The sequence below is a fragment of the Kiloniellales bacterium genome (assembly GCA_030064845.1).
Taxonomy (GTDB): Bacteria; Pseudomonadota; Alphaproteobacteria; order Kiloniellales; family JAKSDN01; genus JASJEC01.
On record JASJEC010000043.1, the window covers coordinates 1 to 17,048 of the forward strand.

13 protein-coding genes and 1 tRNA gene are annotated in these 17,048 nt (G+C 65.9%); all 14 read left to right on the forward strand.

Translation table 11 applies throughout. The features are described from left to right. Positions 1 to 137 (forward strand): elongation factor Tu (tuf, locus tag QNJ67_15000; GenBank protein MDJ0610283.1); only part of this gene is annotated, 137 nt, incomplete at its 5' end. Between the two features lie 40 nt (positions 138 to 177). Further along, a tRNA-Trp gene (locus QNJ67_15005) sits at positions 178 to 253 on the forward strand. A 68-nt stretch (positions 254 to 321) separates the two neighbouring features. Next, entirely contained in the window at positions 322 to 519 is a 198-nt protein-coding gene (secE, locus tag QNJ67_15010; protein MDJ0610284.1) for a preprotein translocase subunit SecE, read from the forward strand. A 6-nt stretch (positions 520 to 525) separates the two neighbouring features. Continuing rightward, entirely contained in the window at positions 526 to 1,056 is a 531-nt protein-coding gene (gene nusG, locus QNJ67_15015; GenBank protein ID MDJ0610285.1) for a transcription termination/antitermination protein NusG, read from the forward strand. Positions 1,057 to 1,163: 107 nt separating this feature from the next. After that, a complete protein-coding gene (gene rplK / locus QNJ67_15020) occupies positions 1,164 to 1,592 on the forward strand; it encodes a 50S ribosomal protein L11 (GenBank protein MDJ0610286.1) in 429 nt (142 codons plus the stop codon). A 5-nt stretch (positions 1,593 to 1,597) separates the two neighbouring features. Then, on the forward strand, positions 1,598 to 2,299 hold the full coding sequence (gene rplA, locus QNJ67_15025) for a 50S ribosomal protein L1 (protein ID MDJ0610287.1): 702 nt from the start codon (positions 1,598 to 1,600) through the stop codon (positions 2,297 to 2,299). A 312-nt stretch (positions 2,300 to 2,611) separates the two neighbouring features. Next, positions 2,612 to 3,130, forward strand: coding sequence for a 50S ribosomal protein L10 (gene rplJ / locus QNJ67_15030; protein MDJ0610288.1), 519 nt, complete (start codon positions 2,612 to 2,614; stop codon positions 3,128 to 3,130). A gap of 45 nt (positions 3,131 to 3,175) precedes the next feature. Then, positions 3,176 to 3,559, forward strand: coding sequence for a 50S ribosomal protein L7/L12 (rplL, locus tag QNJ67_15035; protein MDJ0610289.1), 384 nt, complete (start codon positions 3,176 to 3,178; stop codon positions 3,557 to 3,559). A 173-nt stretch (positions 3,560 to 3,732) separates the two neighbouring features. Then, positions 3,733 to 7,902 (forward strand): DNA-directed RNA polymerase subunit beta, encoded by a 4,170-nt coding sequence (gene rpoB, locus QNJ67_15040; protein ID MDJ0610290.1) that lies wholly within the window; start codon positions 3,733 to 3,735, stop codon positions 7,900 to 7,902. Between the two features lie 82 nt (positions 7,903 to 7,984). Further along, a complete protein-coding gene (gene rpoC / locus QNJ67_15045) occupies positions 7,985 to 12,190 on the forward strand; it encodes a DNA-directed RNA polymerase subunit beta' (GenBank protein MDJ0610291.1) in 4,206 nt (1,401 codons plus the stop codon). Between the two features lie 627 nt (positions 12,191 to 12,817). Beyond that, entirely contained in the window at positions 12,818 to 13,189 is a 372-nt protein-coding gene (rpsL, locus tag QNJ67_15050) for a 30S ribosomal protein S12 (protein MDJ0610292.1), read from the forward strand. Positions 13,190 to 13,204: 15 nt separating this feature from the next. Beyond that, on the forward strand, positions 13,205 to 13,675 hold the full coding sequence (rpsG, locus tag QNJ67_15055) for a 30S ribosomal protein S7 (GenBank protein MDJ0610293.1): 471 nt from the start codon (positions 13,205 to 13,207) through the stop codon (positions 13,673 to 13,675). 30 nt (positions 13,676 to 13,705) lie between these two features. Continuing rightward, positions 13,706 to 15,784, forward strand: coding sequence for an elongation factor G (gene fusA, locus QNJ67_15060; GenBank protein MDJ0610294.1), 2,079 nt, complete (start codon positions 13,706 to 13,708; stop codon positions 15,782 to 15,784). Between the two features lie 70 nt (positions 15,785 to 15,854). Then, entirely contained in the window at positions 15,855 to 17,045 is a 1,191-nt protein-coding gene (gene tuf / locus QNJ67_15065; GenBank protein MDJ0610295.1) for an elongation factor Tu, read from the forward strand. The last annotated feature ends 3 nt before the right edge of the window (positions 17,046 to 17,048 follow it).

Below are 17,048 nucleotides of genomic sequence, written 5' to 3' on the forward strand. Positions count from 1 at the left end.
TGGTGATGCCGGGCGACAACACGGCGATGGAGATCGAGCTGATCGCGCCGATCGCCATGGACGAGGGCCTGCGCTTCGCGATCCGCGAAGGCGGCCGCACCGTCGGCGCCGGCGTCGTCGCCGGTATCTTGAAGTAACGGGAGCCCGATCGAGGAGCCCGTTCCGGGCACGCGACGAAGGAGTGTAGCTCAACTGGCAGAGCACCGGTCTCCAAAACCGGGGGTTGTGGGTTCGAGTCCCTCCACTCCTGCCAGCCCGGACCGCGGCGGTCGCGGATCGGATACCCCCGGGTCAGGGCCCGGTTTGAAGAGAGCTTAGGCGATGGCGAAGATGAACCCCGGTCAGTACATGCGGGAGGTCCGACAGGAGGTCTCCAAGGTCACCTGGCCGACACGCAAGGAAACCACGATCACCACCATCATGGTGTTCATCATGGTGTTCCTGGCCGCCGTGTTTTTTTTCTTCGTCGACCTGATCCTGTCCGAGGCCATTCAATTCCTGCTCCGGCTGGGGGGCTAGGCGGACATGACCGCGCGCTGGTACGTCGTTCACGCCTACTCCGGCTCGGAGAAGAAGGTCGCCGAGTCGATTCAGGAGCAGGCCAGGCAGAAGCACATGGAAGACCTCTTCGAGGAGGTCGTCGTGCCGACCGAGGACGTGGTCGAGGTGCGGCGCGGCCAGAAGATCGCCTCGGAGCGGAAGCTGCTTCCGGGCTACGTGATCATCAAGATGGACCTGACCGACGAGTCCTGGCACCTGGTGAAGAACACGCCCAAGGTCACGGGTTTTCTCGGCGAGCGGGGCAAGCCGACGCCGATCAGCGAGGCCGAGGCGCAGCGGCTGCTGCAGCAGGTCCAGGAGGGCGTCGAGCGGCCCAGGCCGACGATCAGCTTCGAGATCGGGGAGCAGGTCCGGGTGGCCGACGGACCCTTCACGTCGTTCAACGGCCTCGTGGAGGAGGTCGACGAGGAGCGGGCCCGCCTCAAGGTCGCGGTCTCGATCTTCGGCCGCTCCACGCCGGTCGAGCTGGAGTACACGCAGGTCGAAAAACTCTAGCGCCGCGAGGCGCGTACCGCCGGCGGCGACGCCGGTTCCGCGGGAGGCCGCTCGCAAAGTCCGGTGAGCGTCCGTACCGCGAAGCCCAGGGATAGAAAGGGTAGACAGTGGCAAAGAAGATTGCGGGTTACATCAAGCTGGAGATCAAGGCCGGGCAGGCCAACCCGTCTCCGCCTGTGGGGCCGGCGCTGGGTCAGCGCGGGCTCAACATCATGGAGTTCTGCAAGGCCTTCAACGCGGCCACGCAGAACGTGGAGCCGGGTACGCCGACGCCGGTGATCATCACGGCCTACAGCGACCGCTCCTTCACCTTCGAGACCAAGACCCCGCCGGCCAGCTACTTCCTGCGCAAGGCGCTCAACATCCAGAAGGGCGGCAGCGCACCGGGCCGGGAAACCATCGGCAAGGTCACCAAAGCCCAGCTGCGCGAGATCGCAGAGGCGAAGATGGCCGACCTTAACGCCAACGACGTAGACGCGGCGATGAACATCATCGCCGGATCGGCCCGCTCCATGGGCCTCGAAGTGGTGGAGTAGGGACCATGGCGCGGACAGGAAAGCGGCTCAAGCAGGCTTACGACGGCGTCGACCGTACGGCCCACTATGACCTCGAAGCGGCGGTCAAGCTGGTCAAGGAAGGGGCCAAGGCGAAGTTCGACGAGACGGTCGAGATCTCGATGAACCTCGGTGTCGACCCGCGGCACGCGGACCAGAACGTGCGCGGCGTGGTGACCCTGCCGAACGGAACCGGTAAGTCGGTTCGCGTTGCCGTCTTCGCCAAGGCCGGCAAGGCCGAGGAGGCGACCGCCGCCGGCGCCGACCTGGTCGGCGCCGACGACCTGGCGGCCAAGGTACAGGCCGGTGAGATCGATTTCGACCGCTGCGTGGCGACCCCGGACATGATGCCGGTGGTCGGCAAGCTCGGGAAGATCCTCGGCCCCCGCGGCCTGATGCCGAACCCCAAGCTGGGCACTGTCACCAACGACGTGGCCGAGGCGATCAAGGCGGCCAAGGGCGGCCAGGTCGAATTCCGGGCCGAGAAGGCCGGCATCATCCATGCCGGCGTTGGCAAGGCGAGCTTTGCGGAGGAGCAGCTGGCGGAAAACGTCCGGGCTTTCGTCAAGGCGATCAACGCGGCCAAACCAAGTGGCGCCAAGGGCACGTACATCAAAAAGGTTTCTCTCAGCTCGACCATGGGGCCGGGCGTGAGACTGGAGGTGAGCGACCTGTCGGCGACGGCCTGAGGGCCAGCGCCGAGGGCGATTGAGGATTTCCGCCGTGGCCCCCGTGGGTGGCGGCGGGATATCGGGCGGGCGGCGCGAGCCGGCGGCCCGATCCTGTCCAAGACCGTAGGTGCGTCGCGTTGACGCTTAAGCCCGGGTTCGGGGCCTGCGCAGACGGGAGGCGAGCTGACTGGCGGTCCGAAACCGGACCGCGAAAGGCTTGAGCTTCTGGGACAGGGTAACCGGACTTCCGGTTCTGTTTCCGGAAGTCCTCGTGCAACCGGGACGTTTCCTGGCCCCTGGCGAGGAAGCGGACCAAAGCGGAGATGATCCGTGGATCGAGCACAAAAAGAGCAGCTGGTGGCCGAGTTCCATCGGACCTTCCAGGAGGTGGCTCTCGTGGTCGTCACCCAGCAGTCTGGGATGACGGTCGCCGAGTCGACCGACCTGCGGAGGCGGATGCGAGCGGCCGGCGCCGGCTACAAGGTGACCAAGAACCGGCTCACCAAGCTCGCTCTCGAGGGCACGAAGTTTAAGGCACTGGACCCGCTGCTGTCCGGGCCGACGGCGATGGCTTTCTCCGTCGATCCGGTGGCGGCCGCCAAGGTCTGCGTCGATTTCGCCGACAAGAACAAGAAGCTTGTGATTATCGGCGGCGCGCTTGGCGAACAGGTTCTCGACGTGAATGGCGTCAACGCGCTCGCGAAGCTGCCATCGCTCGACGAACTGCGCGGCAAGCTGGTCGGCTTGCTGCAGGCCCCGGCCACCAAGCTGGCCGGTGTCACGCAGGCCCCTGCGGGACAATTGGCCCGGGTCTTCAGCGCCTACGGCTCCAAGAGCGACGCGGCGTGATTCGGAACGAGGACAAGAAGTTCAAGCCAAGGAGACACTTGAAAAATGGCTGATCTAGACAAGTTGGTAGACGAGCTCTCGAAGCTCACGGTCTTGGAGGCCGCCGAGCTCTCCAAGAAGCTGGAAGACGCTTGGGGCGTCTCGGCTGCCGCGCCTGCGGCGGTCATGGCGGTCCCAGGTGCCGATGCGGGCTCCGGCGGCGAGGCCGCGGCCGAGAAGGACGAGTTTGACGTGGTTCTGGCCGCGATCGGCGACAAGAAGATCAACGTGATCAAGGAAGTTCGCGCGATCACCGGACTCGGCCTCAAGGAGGCCAAGGATCTGGTCGAGGCTGCGCCCAAGCCGGTCAAGGAAGGCGCCGGCAAGGAAGAAGCCGAGGAGATCAAGAAGAAGCTCGAGGAGGTCGGTGCGACTGTCGAGCTCAAGTAGTTTGAGAAGCTGTACGAAGACACTCGAAAGCCGGACGGCGCGCGCGGCCTCGCGCGCGCCGGGCCGGCCGTTTGCGCCTTGGCGGTCGGTGCGGGACGAGCCCGCGCCGGTTTCCAGGGCGGATTCGCCTTGAGCCGGCGCGGGGCTCGGGGCTGCTCAACGAAGGACGGGACATGACGAGATCGTTTACCGGTCGGAAGCGTATTCGCAAGAATTTCGGTCGCATCGCCGAGGTGTCGGAGATGCCCAATCTGATCGAGGTCCAGAAGACGTCCTACGATCAATTTCTCCAGATGGAGATCAAGCCTACCGACCGCCGCTACTGCGGCTTGCAGGAGGCCTTTAAGTCGGTTTTCCCGATCACTGATTTCTCCGAGCGGGCGACGCTCGAGTTCGTCGACTACGAGCTTGAGGAGCCGAAGTACGATGTCGAGGAGTGCCAGCAGCGGGGCATGACCTACGCTGCGCCGCTCAAGCTGACCCTGCGCCTCGTGGTCTGGGATATCGACGAGGACACCGAGGCCCGCTCGATTCGCGACATCAAAGAGCAGGACGTCTACATGGGCGATATGCCCCTGATGACGCCCAACGGCACCTTCATCATCAACGGCACGGAACGGGTCATCGTCAGCCAGATGCACCGCAGCCCGGGCGTCTTCTTCGATCATGATCGGGGCAAGACCCACTCCTCGGGCAAGTATCTCTTCGCCGCGCGGGTAATTCCCTACCGCGGCTCCTGGCTGGATTTCGAGTTCGACGCCAAGGACCTAGTCTATGTGCGCATCGACCGGCGCCGCAAATTGCCTGCGACGACGCTGCTGATGGCGCTTGACAGCGCCGATACCGAGGCGCTGCGCGGGAAGCGCGACGACGAGGGCGCGGTGCTCGAGCCGCACGAGGCGATCGGCATGTCGCCCGAGGAGATCCTCGAACTGTTCTACGACAAGGTCCCCTACCGCCGGCTCGAGGACGGCTGGCGGACGCCCTTCGACGGCGAGCGGCTGCGTGGCGTCAAGCTGGTGCGAGACCTGGTCGACGCTGACACCGGGAAGGTGGTCGCCGAGGCCGGGGCCAAGGTTACGCCGCGGCTGGCCAAGAAGCTGATCGAGCAGGGTCTCAAGGACCAGAAGGTGCTCGATGAGGAGCTGGACGGCAGCTACGTCGCCAGCGACTACATCAATCCGGAGACTGGCGAGGTCATCTGCGAGGCCGGCGACGAGCTGACCGAGGCCCTGTTGAAGGACCTGGCGGACAACGGCATCGACGAGATCGAGGTGCTGGCGATCGACCACGTCAACGTCGGCGCCTACATGCGCAACACCCTGGCGGTCGACAAGAACAGCAGCCGCGAAGAGGCGCTGATCGACATCTACCGCGTCATGCGCCCGGGCGAGCCGCCAACGCTGGAAACCGCCGAGACCATGTTCAAGGGTCTGTTCTTCGACTCGGAACGCTACGACCTCTCCTCGGTCGGCCGGGTCAAGATGAACTCGCGTCTCGGGTTCGAGACTGACGACTCGGTCCGCACCCTGCGCAAGCAGGACATCCTGAAGATCCTGCAGATCCTCTGCGAGCTGAAGGACGGCAAGGGCGAGATCGACGACATCGACCACCTGGGCAACCGCCGGGTCCGTTCGGTCGGCGAGCTGATGGAGAACCAGTACCGGGTCGGCCTGCTCCGCATGGAGCGCGCAATCAAGGAGCGCATGAGCTCGGTCGAGATCGACTCGGTCATGCCCCACGACCTGATCAACGCCAAGCCGGCCGCCGCCGCGGTGCGCGAGTTCTTCGGCTCGTCCCAGCTGTCGCAGTTCATGGACCAGACCAACCCGCTGAGCGAGATCACCCACAAGCGGCGGCTCTCGGCGCTCGGTCCGGGCGGTCTGACCCGCGAGCGCGCCGGCTTCGAGGTGCGCGACGTGCACCCGACCCATTACGGCCGGATCTGCCCGATCGAGACCCCGGAGGGCCCCAACATCGGCCTGATCAACTCGCTCGCGACCTATGCCCGGGTGAACCAGTACGGCTTCATCGAGAGCCCCTACCGGCGGGTCGAGAACGGCAAGGTGACCGACGAGGTGATCTACCTCTCGGCGATGGACGAGGGCCGCTACACCGTGGCCCAGGCCAACGCGGCACTCGACGCCAAGGGCAAGCTGACCGAGGACCTGATCTCGTGCCGGCGCGGCGGCGAGTACCTGGTCGCGCGCCCCGAGGACATCGAGTTCATCGACGTCTCGCCGAAGCAGCTGGTTTCGGTCGCGGCGGCGCTGATCCCGTTCCTCGAGAACGATGACGCCAACCGGGCGCTGATGGGCTCCAACATGCAGCGCCAGGCCGTGCCGCTGCTCCAGGCCGAGGCGCCGCTGGTCGGCACCGGCATGGAGGAGACCGTGGCCCGGGATTCGGGCGTGGCGATCGCCGCGCGCCGCTCGGGTGTGATCGACCAGGTCGACGCCCAGCGCATCGTGGTCCGGGTGACCGAGGAGACCTCGAGCGGCGAGCAGGCCGTCGATATCTACAACCTGCTCAAGTTCCAGCGCTCCAACCAGAACACCTGCATTACCCAGCGCCCGCTGGTGCGGGTCGGCGACGAGGTGCAGCGCGGCGACATCATCGCCGACGGCCCCTCGACCCAGCTGGGCGAGCTGGCCCTGGGCCGCAACGTGCTCTGCGCCTTCATGCCCTGGCAGGGCTACAACTTCGAGGACTCGATCCTGATCTCCGAGCGCATCGTGCGCGACGACGTCTTCACCTCGATCCACATCGAGGAGTTCGAGGTCATGGCCCGCGACACCAAGCTGGGCCAGGAGGAGATCACCCGCGACATCCCGAACGTCGGCGAGGACGCGCTTAGGAACCTGGACGAGGCCGGCATGGTCTACATCGGGGCCGAGGTGCAGCCGGGCGACATCCTGGTCGGCAAGGTTACGCCCAAGGGCGAGTCGCCGATGACCCCGGAGGAGAAGCTGCTCCGGGCGATCTTCGGCGAGAAGGCCTCGGACGTGCGCGACACCTCTCTCAGAGTGCCGCCGGGCGTGACCGGCACGGTGGTCGACGTGCGGGTCTTCTCGCGGCGCGGCGTCGACAAGGACGAGCGCGCCCTGGCGATCGAGCGGGCCGAGATCGAGCGCCTGGCCAAGGACCGGGACGACGAGAAGGCGATCCTGGAGCGCAGCTTCTTCAGCCGGCTGAGGGACCTGCTGGTCAACCAGACGGCGGTCGGCGGGCCTAAGGGCTTCAAGTCCGGCACAAAACTGAGCGAGAAGACGCTGTCCGACTACACGCCGGGCCAGTGGCGCCAGTTCTCGGTCAAGAACGATCAGCGCCAGGCCGACATCGAGGCCCTGGTCAAGCAGTTCGACGGTTCGATCGACGAGCTGACCAAGCGCTTCGAGAACAAGGTCGACAAGCTGCAGCGCGGCGACGAGCTGCCGCCAGGCGTGATGAAGATGGTCAAGGTCTTCGTCGCGGTGAAGCGCAAGCTGCAGCCCGGCGACAAGATGGCGGGTCGTCACGGCAACAAGGGCGTGATCTCGAAGATCGTGCCGATGGAGGACATGCCCTACACCGACGAAGGTACGCCGGTCGACATCGTGCTCAACCCGCTGGGCGTGCCGAGCCGCATGAACGTGGGGCAGATCCTGGAGACCCATCTGGGCTGGGCCTGCGACGGACTCGGCCGCCAGATCGGCAACCTGCTGGCCGAGGTCAAGCGCGGGACCGGCAAGGACGGGCTGCGCGACAAGCTCAAGGAGATCTACGGCCCGGATACCTATAAGGCCGAGATCGCCGACATGAGCGAGGAAGAGCTGCACGAGCTCGCCGGCAACCTGAGCAACGGCATCCCGATCGCGTCGCCTGTGTTCGACGGCGCGCGCGAAGAGGACATCCTGACCATGCTGGACAAGGCGGGTCTCGACTCCTCCGGCCAGGTCACCCTGACCGACGGCCGCTCGGGCGAGACTTTCCATCGGCCGGTGACGGTGGGCTACATCTACATGCTCAAGCTGCACCACCTGGTCGACGACAAGATCCACGCCCGTTCGATCGGCCCCTACAGCCTGGTCACCCAGCAGCCGCTGGGCGGCAAGGCGCAGTTCGGCGGACAGCGCTTCGGCGAGATGGAGGTCTGGGCCCTGGAGGCCTACGGCGCCGCCTACACCCTGCAGGAGATGCTGACAGTGAAGTCGGACGACGTGTCCGGACGGACCAAGGTCTACGAAGCCATCGTCAAGGGCGACGACAACTTCGAGGCGGGCATACCGGAGTCCTTCAACGTCCTCGTGAAGGAGCTCCGGTCCCTCGGCCTCAACGTCGAGCTGAAGCAGGACAGCCTCTAGTGCCGGTCGCGGCGGGGCGGGCCGGCCGCCCTGCCGCGATTGTGGCACCGGGCTTTGAAACACAGTCTATCGGGAGATACCGATGAACGAGTTGATGAATTTCTTTGGCCAGCCGAGCGGACCGCAGAGCTTCGACCAGATCCGCATTTCGATCGCCAGCCCCGAGCGCATCCGCTCCTGGTCCTTCGGCGAGATCAAGAAGCCGGAGACCATCAACTACCGGACCTTCAAGCCGGAGCGCGACGGCCTGTTCTGCGCCCGCATCTTCGGGCCGATCAAGGACTACGAGTGCCTCTGCGGCAAGTACAAGCGGATGAAGTACCGCGGCATCATCTGTGAGAAGTGCGGCGTCGAGGTCACCCTGTCCAAGGTGCGCCGCGACCGCATGGGCCACATCGAGCTGGCCAGCCCGGTGGCGCACATCTGGTTCCTCAAGTCCCTGCCGAGCCGCATCGGCCTGCTGCTCGACTCGACGCTCAAGGACCTGGAGCGGGTGCTCTACTTCGAGAGCTTCATCGTGGTCGAGGCCGGCCTGACGCCGCTCAAGCAGCACCAGCTGCTGAGCGAGGACGAGTACCTCGACGCCCAGGAGGAGTACGGCGAGGACGCCTTCAGCGCCATGATCGGCGCCGAGGCGCTTAAGGTCATGCTGAAGGCGCTCGACCTCGAGGACGAGCGGCGCGATCTGCGCGAGGAGCTGAAGGAGACCAACTCCGAGGCCAAGCGCAAGAAGCTGGTCAAGCGCCTCAAGCTGGTCGAGGCCTTCATCGAGTCCGGGGCGCGCCCCGAGTGGATGATTCTCGACAGCGTGCCGGTGATTCCGCCCGAGCTCCGGCCCCTGGTGCCGCTCGACGGCGGCCGCTTCGCCACCTCGGACCTGAACGACCTGTACCGCCGGGTGATCAACCGGAACAACCGCCTGAAGCGCCTGATCGAGCTCAGGGCGCCGGACATCATCGTGCGCAACGAGAAGCGCATGCTGCAGGAGTCGGTCGACGCGCTGTTCGACAACGGCCGGCGCGGCCGGGTGATTACCGGCGCCAACAAGCGCCCGCTCAAGTCGCTGTCCGACATGCTCAAGGGCAAGCAGGGCCGGTTCCGCCAGAACCTGCTGGGCAAGCGCGTCGACTACTCGGGCCGCTCGGTCATCGTGGTCGGCCCGGAGCTCAAGCTGCACCAGTGCGGCCTGCCGAAGAAGATGGCGCTCGAGCTGTTCAAGCCCTTCATCTATTCCAGGCTCGAGCTCTACGGCATGGCCTCGACCATCAAGGCGGCCAAGCGCATGGTCGAAAAGGAGCGCCCCGAGGTCTGGGACATCCTCGAAGAGGTGATCCGCGAGCACCCGGTGCTGCTCAACCGGGCGCCGACCCTGCACCGCCTCGGCATCCAGGCCTTCGAGCCGGTGCTGATCGAGGGCAAGGCGATCCAGCTGCACCCGCTGGTCTGCACGGCGTTCAACGCCGACTTCGACGGCGACCAGATGGCGGTCCACGTGCCGCTGTCGCTGGAGGCCCAGCTCGAGGCCCGCGTGCTGATGATGTCGACCAACAACATCCTCTCGCCGGCCAGCGGCAAGCCGATCATCGTGCCGTCCCAGGATATCGTCCTCGGGCTCTACTACCTGACCATGGAGGGCGAGGGCGAGCCGGGCGAGGGCATGGCCTTCGCCGATATGGGCGAGATCCAATTCGCGCTGGAGCAGGGGGCGATCACCCTGCACAGCAAGGTTAAGGCGCGAATGACCGACGTCGATCCCGAGGGCAACGAGCGCACCGCCGTGGTCGAGACCACGCCGGGCCGCATGATCCTCTCCGAGGTGCTGCCGAAGAGCGCCCTGGTGCCCTTCAGCCTGATCAACCGTCTCCTCACCAAGAAGGAAATCACCGAGGTCATCGACATCGTCTATCGCTACTGCGGCCAGAAGGAGACGGTGATCTTCGCCGACCGGATCATGGCGCTCGGCTTCGGCTACGCCTGCCGGGCCGGCATCTCCTTCGGCAAGGACGACCTGATCGTGCCGGACGCCAAGATCAAGCTGGTCGAGACGGCCCAGAAGCAGGTCAAGGAGTTCGAGCAACAGTACCTGGAGGGCCTGATCACCCGCGGCGAGAAGTACAACAAGGTGGTCGACGTCTGGTCGACCTGCACCGACGCCGTGGCCGACGAGATGATGAAGGTGATGTCCGGCGAAAAGGGCAAGCTGATCAACTCCGTCTTCATGATGGCGCACTCCGGCGCCCGCGGTTCGGCGGCCCAGATCAAGCAGCTCGCCGGCATGCGCGGCCTCATGGCCAAGCCGTCCGGTGAGATCATCGAGACGCCGATCATCTCCAACTTCAAGGAAGGCCTGACCGTGCTGGAGTACTTCAACTCCACCCACGGCGCCCGCAAGGGCCTGGCCGACACGGCGCTGAAGACCGCCAACTCGGGCTATCTGACCCGCCGGCTGGTCGACGTCGCCCAGGACGCGATCATCGTCGAGCAGGACTGCGGCACCGAGCGGGGTCTGACCGCCCGCGCCGTGATCGAGGGCGGCGAGGTGATCGCGCCGCTGGCCGATCGGATCCTCGGGCGGACCGCCGCGGTCGACGTGCTCGATCCGCTGTCGGGCAAGGTGCTCGTGCCGGCGGCCGGGCTGATCGACGAGAAGAAGGTCGAGGAGATCGAGCGGGCCGGCATCGACGAGGTCAAGATTCGCTCGGTGCTGACCTGCGAGTCGGGCAGCGGCGTCTGCGCCACCTGCTACGGTCGCGATCTGGCCCGGGGCACCGAGGTCAATGTCGGCGAGGCGGTCGGCGTGATCGCGGCCCAGTCGATCGGCGAGCCTGGCACCCAGCTGACGATGCGGACCTTCCACATCGGCGGTGCCGCCCAGCGCGGCGCCGAGCAGTCCAGCGTGGAGGCGCCGGTCGAGGCCACCGTGTCGATCAAGAACCGGAACGTGGTGATCAACTCGGAGGGCGTGCCGGTCGTGATGGGCCGCAACTTGGAGATCGTCCTGACCGATTCCTCGGGGCGCGAGCGGGCCCGCCACCGGGTGCCCTACGGCGCCAAGCTCCTGGTCGACGAGGAGGCCGAGGTGACCAAGGGCCAGCGGCTGGCGGAGTGGGACCCCTACACACTGCCGATCATCACCGAGAAGGAAGGTATCGCCAACTACATGGACCTCATGGAGGGCGTCTCCATGCGCGAGGTCACCGACGAGACGACCGGCATCGCCAACCGCGTGGTGGTCGACTGGAAGCAGCAGCCCCGGGGCAACGACCTCAAGCCGCGCATCACCCTGCGCGACGACAAGAACGAGGTGGTCAAGCTGGCCAACGGCCTGGAGGCCCGCTACTTCATGTCGGTCGACGCGATCCTCTCGGTCGACAACGGCGCCCACGTCAAGGCGGGCGACGTTCTGGCCAGGATCCCGCGGGAAACCTCCAAGACCCGCGACATCACGGGCGGCCTGCCGCGCGTGGCGGAGCTGTTCGAGGCCCGCAAGCCCAAGGACTACGCCATCATCAGCGACCTGGAGGGCCGGGTCGAGTTCGGCAAGGACTACAAGACCAAGCGCCGGATCGTCGTGGTGCCCGCCGAGGAGGGTGTGGAGCCCAAGGAGTACCTGATCCCCAAGGGCAAGCACATCGCGGTCCAGGAGGGCGACTACGTGCAGGTCGGCGACCAGCTCTTGGACGGCAACCCCGTGCCCCACGACATCCTCGAGGTCCTGGGCGTCGAGGCCCTGGCCGAGTACCTGATCAACGAGATCCAGAGCGTCTACCGGCTGCAGGGCGTCAAGATCAACGACAAGCACATCGAGGTGATCGTCCGCCAGATGCTGCAGAAGGTCGAGATCACCGAGGCCGGCGAGACCACCTTCCTGGTCGGCGAGCAGGTCGACCGCGAGGAGTTCGAGCAGGTCAACGACAAGGTCATGAAGGAGAACGGCCGCCCCGCCAAGGGCACGCCGGTCCTGCAGGGCATCACCAAAGCGAGCCTGCAGACCCGCTCCTTCATCTCCGCGGCCTCGTTCCAGGAGACCACGCGGGTCCTGACCGAGGCTTCGGTCCAGGGCAAGCACGACGACCTGATCGGGCTCAAGGAGAACGTCATCGTCGGCCGCCTGATCCCGGCGGGCACCGGCTCGGTGATGAACCGGGTGCGCAAGGTGGCCGCCGATCGGGACCGCGTCCTGCTGGCCGAGAAGGAAGCCCAGGCCGAGAAGGAGGCCGAGGAGCCGGCGCTCAGCGACCTGGCGGCCGAGGCCGCCGGCGAGGCCGAGCAGAGCCCGGCGGCTTAAACCTGCCAGACCTCAAGCAAAGAGCCGCGCTCCCTCTAGAGCAGATCCGGGTTTGATGGAATCGCCACGGGCGATCCATCAACCCGGTGAATTTGCTCTAAACCTATGATGTAGAGCGGAATCACATGTTTTGCCGGAACCGCGAAGCGCTTCCGTCAAAACATGATCCGCTCGAGGGGCGCGGCTTTTTTGTGCCGGCGCCTCCACAAGAAGCTGTTTCGGGCTTTCGAGCGATTCGCGCCGGAGCTCACCCAGGCAGCGAAAGTGAGCGGCTGAGAATCACCCCGGACGCTAGCGAAAGAATCTTGCGATCGGAGCCGGTTCTGGGACATTTTTCTACAGGTTTTCGGCCCATTCCGATCCGATAAACCCCTGAAAAAGCCTTAAATCGCGGCTTGACGTGGTATAGGCGCGGACGTAGTATCCGCGCGCTTTGACGGGACTGGTGGTAGATCCTCGTTGATCTAAACGGAGTTCCGCAGGGTAAACGGAACCATAGCCATCCGTTGCGTTGATAAACCGGACCGCGGGGAGCGAGCCATTGCTCGCCTTGCGGTCTTTCGCACCTCTGAAGGGGTGCGCCCCGAGAGGTTCGACTCGCGGGAGCTTGTCCGAGGAACCAGGTGGATGCCGACGATTAACCAATTGATCCGCAAGCCGCGCCAGGCGCCGGTCTCGCGCAACAAGGTGCCGGCCCTGGACGCCTGCCCTCAGAAGCGCGGCGTGTGCACGCGGGTCTACACGACCACCCCGAAGAAGCCGAACTCGGCCCTGCGCAAGGTGGCGCGGGTGCGCCTGACCAACGGCTTCGAGGTGACCAGCTACATTCCCGGCGAGGGCCATAACCTTCAGGAGCACTCCGTGGTCATGATCCGCGGCGGCCGTGTGAAGGACCTGCCGGGCGTGCGCTACCACATCATCCGCGGCACGCTCGATACCCAGGGCGTGAAGGACCGCCGCCAGCGCCGTTCCAAGTACGGCGCCAAGCGGCCGAAGTAGGACCGAGGAACAGCCATGCCCCGTCGTCACCGCGCCGAGAAGCGGGAAGTCCTGCCGGACGCCAAGTTCGGCGACGTCGTCCTCACCAAGTTCATGAACAGCCTCATGCTCGACGGCAAGAAGTCGGTCGCCGAGGGAATCGTCTACAGCGCCTTCGACCGCATCCAGCAGCGCTCGAGCCAGGACCCGATCCGGGTCTTCCACGAGGCGCTGGGCAACGTGAAGCCGGACCTGGAGGTGCGCTCGCGCCGCGTCGGCGGCGCGACCTACCAGGTGCCGGTCGAGGTGCGCTCCGAACGGGCCCAGGCGCTCGGCATCCGCTGGCTCATCGGGGCCGCGCGCGGGCGCTCGGAGAAGACCATGTCGGAGCGCCTGGCCGGCGAGCTGATGGACGCTTCGAACAACCGCGGCACGGCGGTCAAGAAGCGCGAAGACACCCACCGCATGGCGGAGGCCAACAAGGCCTTCTCGCACTACCGCTGGTAGCCCGGACGGCAGAATAGAGAGAGCGGACCCATGGCCCGAAGCACCAAACTCGATCTCTATCGCAACATCGGCATCATGGCGCATATCGATGCCGGCAAGACCACGACCACGGAGCGCGTGCTGTACTACACCGGCCGTTCGCACAAGATCGGCGAAGTGCACGACGGCAACGCCACCATGGACTGGATGGAGCAGGAGCAGGAGCGCGGCATCACCATCACCTCGGCCGCGACCACCTGCTTTTGGCGGGACCACCGGATCAACATCATCGACACGCCGGGCCACGTCGACTTCACCATCGAGGTCGAGCGCTCGCTGCGCGTGCTCGACGGCGCTGTCGCGGTGTTCGACGCGGTCGCCGGCGTCGAGCCGCAGTCCGAGACCGTGTGGCGCCAGGCCGACAAGTACGCCGTGCCGCGCATCTGCTTCGTCAACAAGATGGACCGCGTCGGCGCGAACTTCGAGCGCACCGTCGACATGATCGTCGACCGCCTAGGCGCGACGCCGCTGGTCGTGCAGCTGCCGGTCGGCTCCGAATCCGAGCTGCGCGGCGTGGTCGACCTGGTCCAGATGAAGGCGATCATCTGGAAGGACGAATCCCTCGGCGCCGAGTTCGAGGAGGTCGAGATCCCGGCCGACCTCGCCGACGAGGCGGCGATCGCCCGCGAGAAGCTGGTCGAGACCGCGGTCGAGATGGACGACACGGCGATGGAGGCCTACCTCGAGGGCAACGAGCCCGACGAGGAGACCCTCCGGCGCTGCATCCGCAAGGGCACCTGCGAGCTCAAGTTCGTCCCGGTGCTCTGCGGCTCTGCCTTCAAGAACAAGGGCGTCCAGCCGCTGCTCGACGCGGTGGTCTTCTACCTGCCGTCGCCGCTGGAGGTGCCGCCGGTCAAGGGCGTGACGCCGGACAAGAACGAGCCCGTCGAGCGCCCGAGCGACGACTCGGCGCCGCTTTCCGCGCTCGCCTTCAAGATCATGACCGACCCCTTCGTCGGTTCGCTCACCTTTGTCCGGGTCTATTCCGGCGTGCTGCAGAGCGGCACCCAGGCGCTGAACTCGGTCAAGGGCAACCGCGAGCGGATCGGCCGCATGCTGCTGATGCACGCCAAGGAGCGCGAGGACCTCAAGGAGGCCCACGCCGGCGACATCGTGGCGATCGCGGGCCTGAAGAACACGACGACGGGTGACACGCTCTGCGACCACAACAACCCGGTCATCCTGGAGCGCATGGAGTTCCCGGATCCGGTCATCGAGGTCGCGGTCGAGCCCAAGACCAAGGGCGACCAGGAGAAGATGGCCGTGGCGCTCGGCCGTCTGGCGCAGGAGGATCCCTCGTTCCAGGTCGCGTCCGACCCGGAGAGCGGCCAGACCGTGATCAAGGGCATGGGCGAGCTGCACCTCGAGATCCTGGTCGACCGCATGAAGCGGGAGTTCAAGGTCGACGCCAACGTCGGTGCGCCCCAGGTCGCCTACCGCGAGACCATCAGCCGCGCGGCCGAGATCGACTACACCCACAAGAAGCAGACCGGCGGCTCCGGTCAGTTCGCCCGGGTCAAGATCCAGTTCGAGCCGCAGGAGCCGGGCGCCGGCTTCGAGTTCGAGAACAAGGTGGTCGGCGGCTCCGTGCCCAAGGAGTACGTGCCCGGCGTCGAGAAGGGCCTGAACCAGGCGCGGGAGACCGGCGTGATCCTCGGCTTCCCGATGATCGACTTCAAGGCGACGCTGGTCGACGGCGCCAGCCACGACGTCGATTCCAGCGTACTCGCCTTCGAGATCGCCACCCGCGCGGCCTTCCGCGAGGGCATTGGCAAGGCCGGTCCGACCCTGCTCGAGCCGATGATGCGGGTCGAGGTGGTTACGCCGGAAGACTACATGGGCGACGTGATGGGCGACATCCAGAGCCGGCGCGGCACGCCGACCGGCATCGAGGACCGCGGCAACGCCAAGGTGATCTCCGCCATGGTGCCGCTCGCCAACATGTTCGGCTATGTCAACACGCTCAGGTCCATGAGCCAGGGCCGGGCGCAGTACACCATGCACTTCGATCACTACGAGCCGGTGCCGAAGGGGATAGCTGACGAGGTTGCCGCGAAGCTGGCCGGCTAGGCGGCCTGGTTAGCGGAGAGAACCGGCGCGCGAGTAGAGAACACCGAGACGAACGGAGCATCGAGACACGATGGCAAAGGCAAAGTTTGAGCGTACGAAGCCGCACTGCAACGTCGGTACGATCGGGCACGTTGACCATGGCAAGACGACGCTGACGGCGGCGATCACGAAGGTTCTGGCCGAGGCCGGGGGTGCCGCTTTCACGGACTACGACCAGATCGACAAGGCGCCGGAGGAGAAGGCTCGCGGCATCACGATCTCGACGGCTCACGTTGAGTACGAGACGGGCAACCGGCACTACGCGCACGTCGACTGCCCGGGTCACGCGGACTACGTGAAGAACATGATCACGGGCGCGGCGCAGATGGACGGCGCGATCCTTGTGGTTTCGGCGGCGGACGGCCCGATGCCGCAGACCCGGGAGCACATTCTGCTGGCGCGGCAGGTCGGCGTTCCGGCGATCGTTGTCTACATGAACAAGGTCGACCAGGTGGACGACCCTGAGCTTCTGGACCTGGTGGAGCTCGAGGTTCGCGAGCTTCTGAGCTCCTACGAGTTCCCGGGCGACGACATTCCGATCGTGCGCGGCTCTGCGCTCTGCGCTCTTGAGGGCCGGGAGGACGAGATCGGCAAGAACTCGATCATGGAGCTGATGAACTCCGTGGACGACTACATTCCGCAGCCGGAGCGTCCGAAGGACAAGCCGTTCCTGATGCCGATCGAGGACGTTTTCTCGATTTCGGGCCGGGGCACGGTCGTGACGGGCCGTGTCGAGCGCGGCGTGGTGAAGGTCGGCGAGGAGGTCGAGATCGTCGGCATCCGCGAGACGCGCAAGACGGTTGTTACCGGCGTCGAGATGTTCCGCAAGCTGCTCGACCAGGGCGAGGCGGGCGACAACATCGGCGCGCTGCTGCGCGGTGTCGGTCGCGAGGACGTGGAGCGCGGTCAGGTTCTGGCGAAGCCGGGGTCGATCACGCCGCACACGAACTTCAAGGCCGAGGCCTACATCCTGACCAAGGAGGAGGGCGGCCGGCACACGCCGTTCTTCACCAACTACCGTCCGCAGTTCTACTTCCGGACGACGGACGTGACCGGTGTTGTGAACCTGCCGGAAGGCACGGAGATGGTGATGCCGGGCGACAACACGGCGATGGAGATCGAGCTGATCGCGCCGATCGCCATGGACGAGGGCCTGCGCTTCGCGATCCGCGAAGGCGGCCGCACCGTCGGCGCCGGCGTCGTCGCCGGTATCTTGAAGTAACGG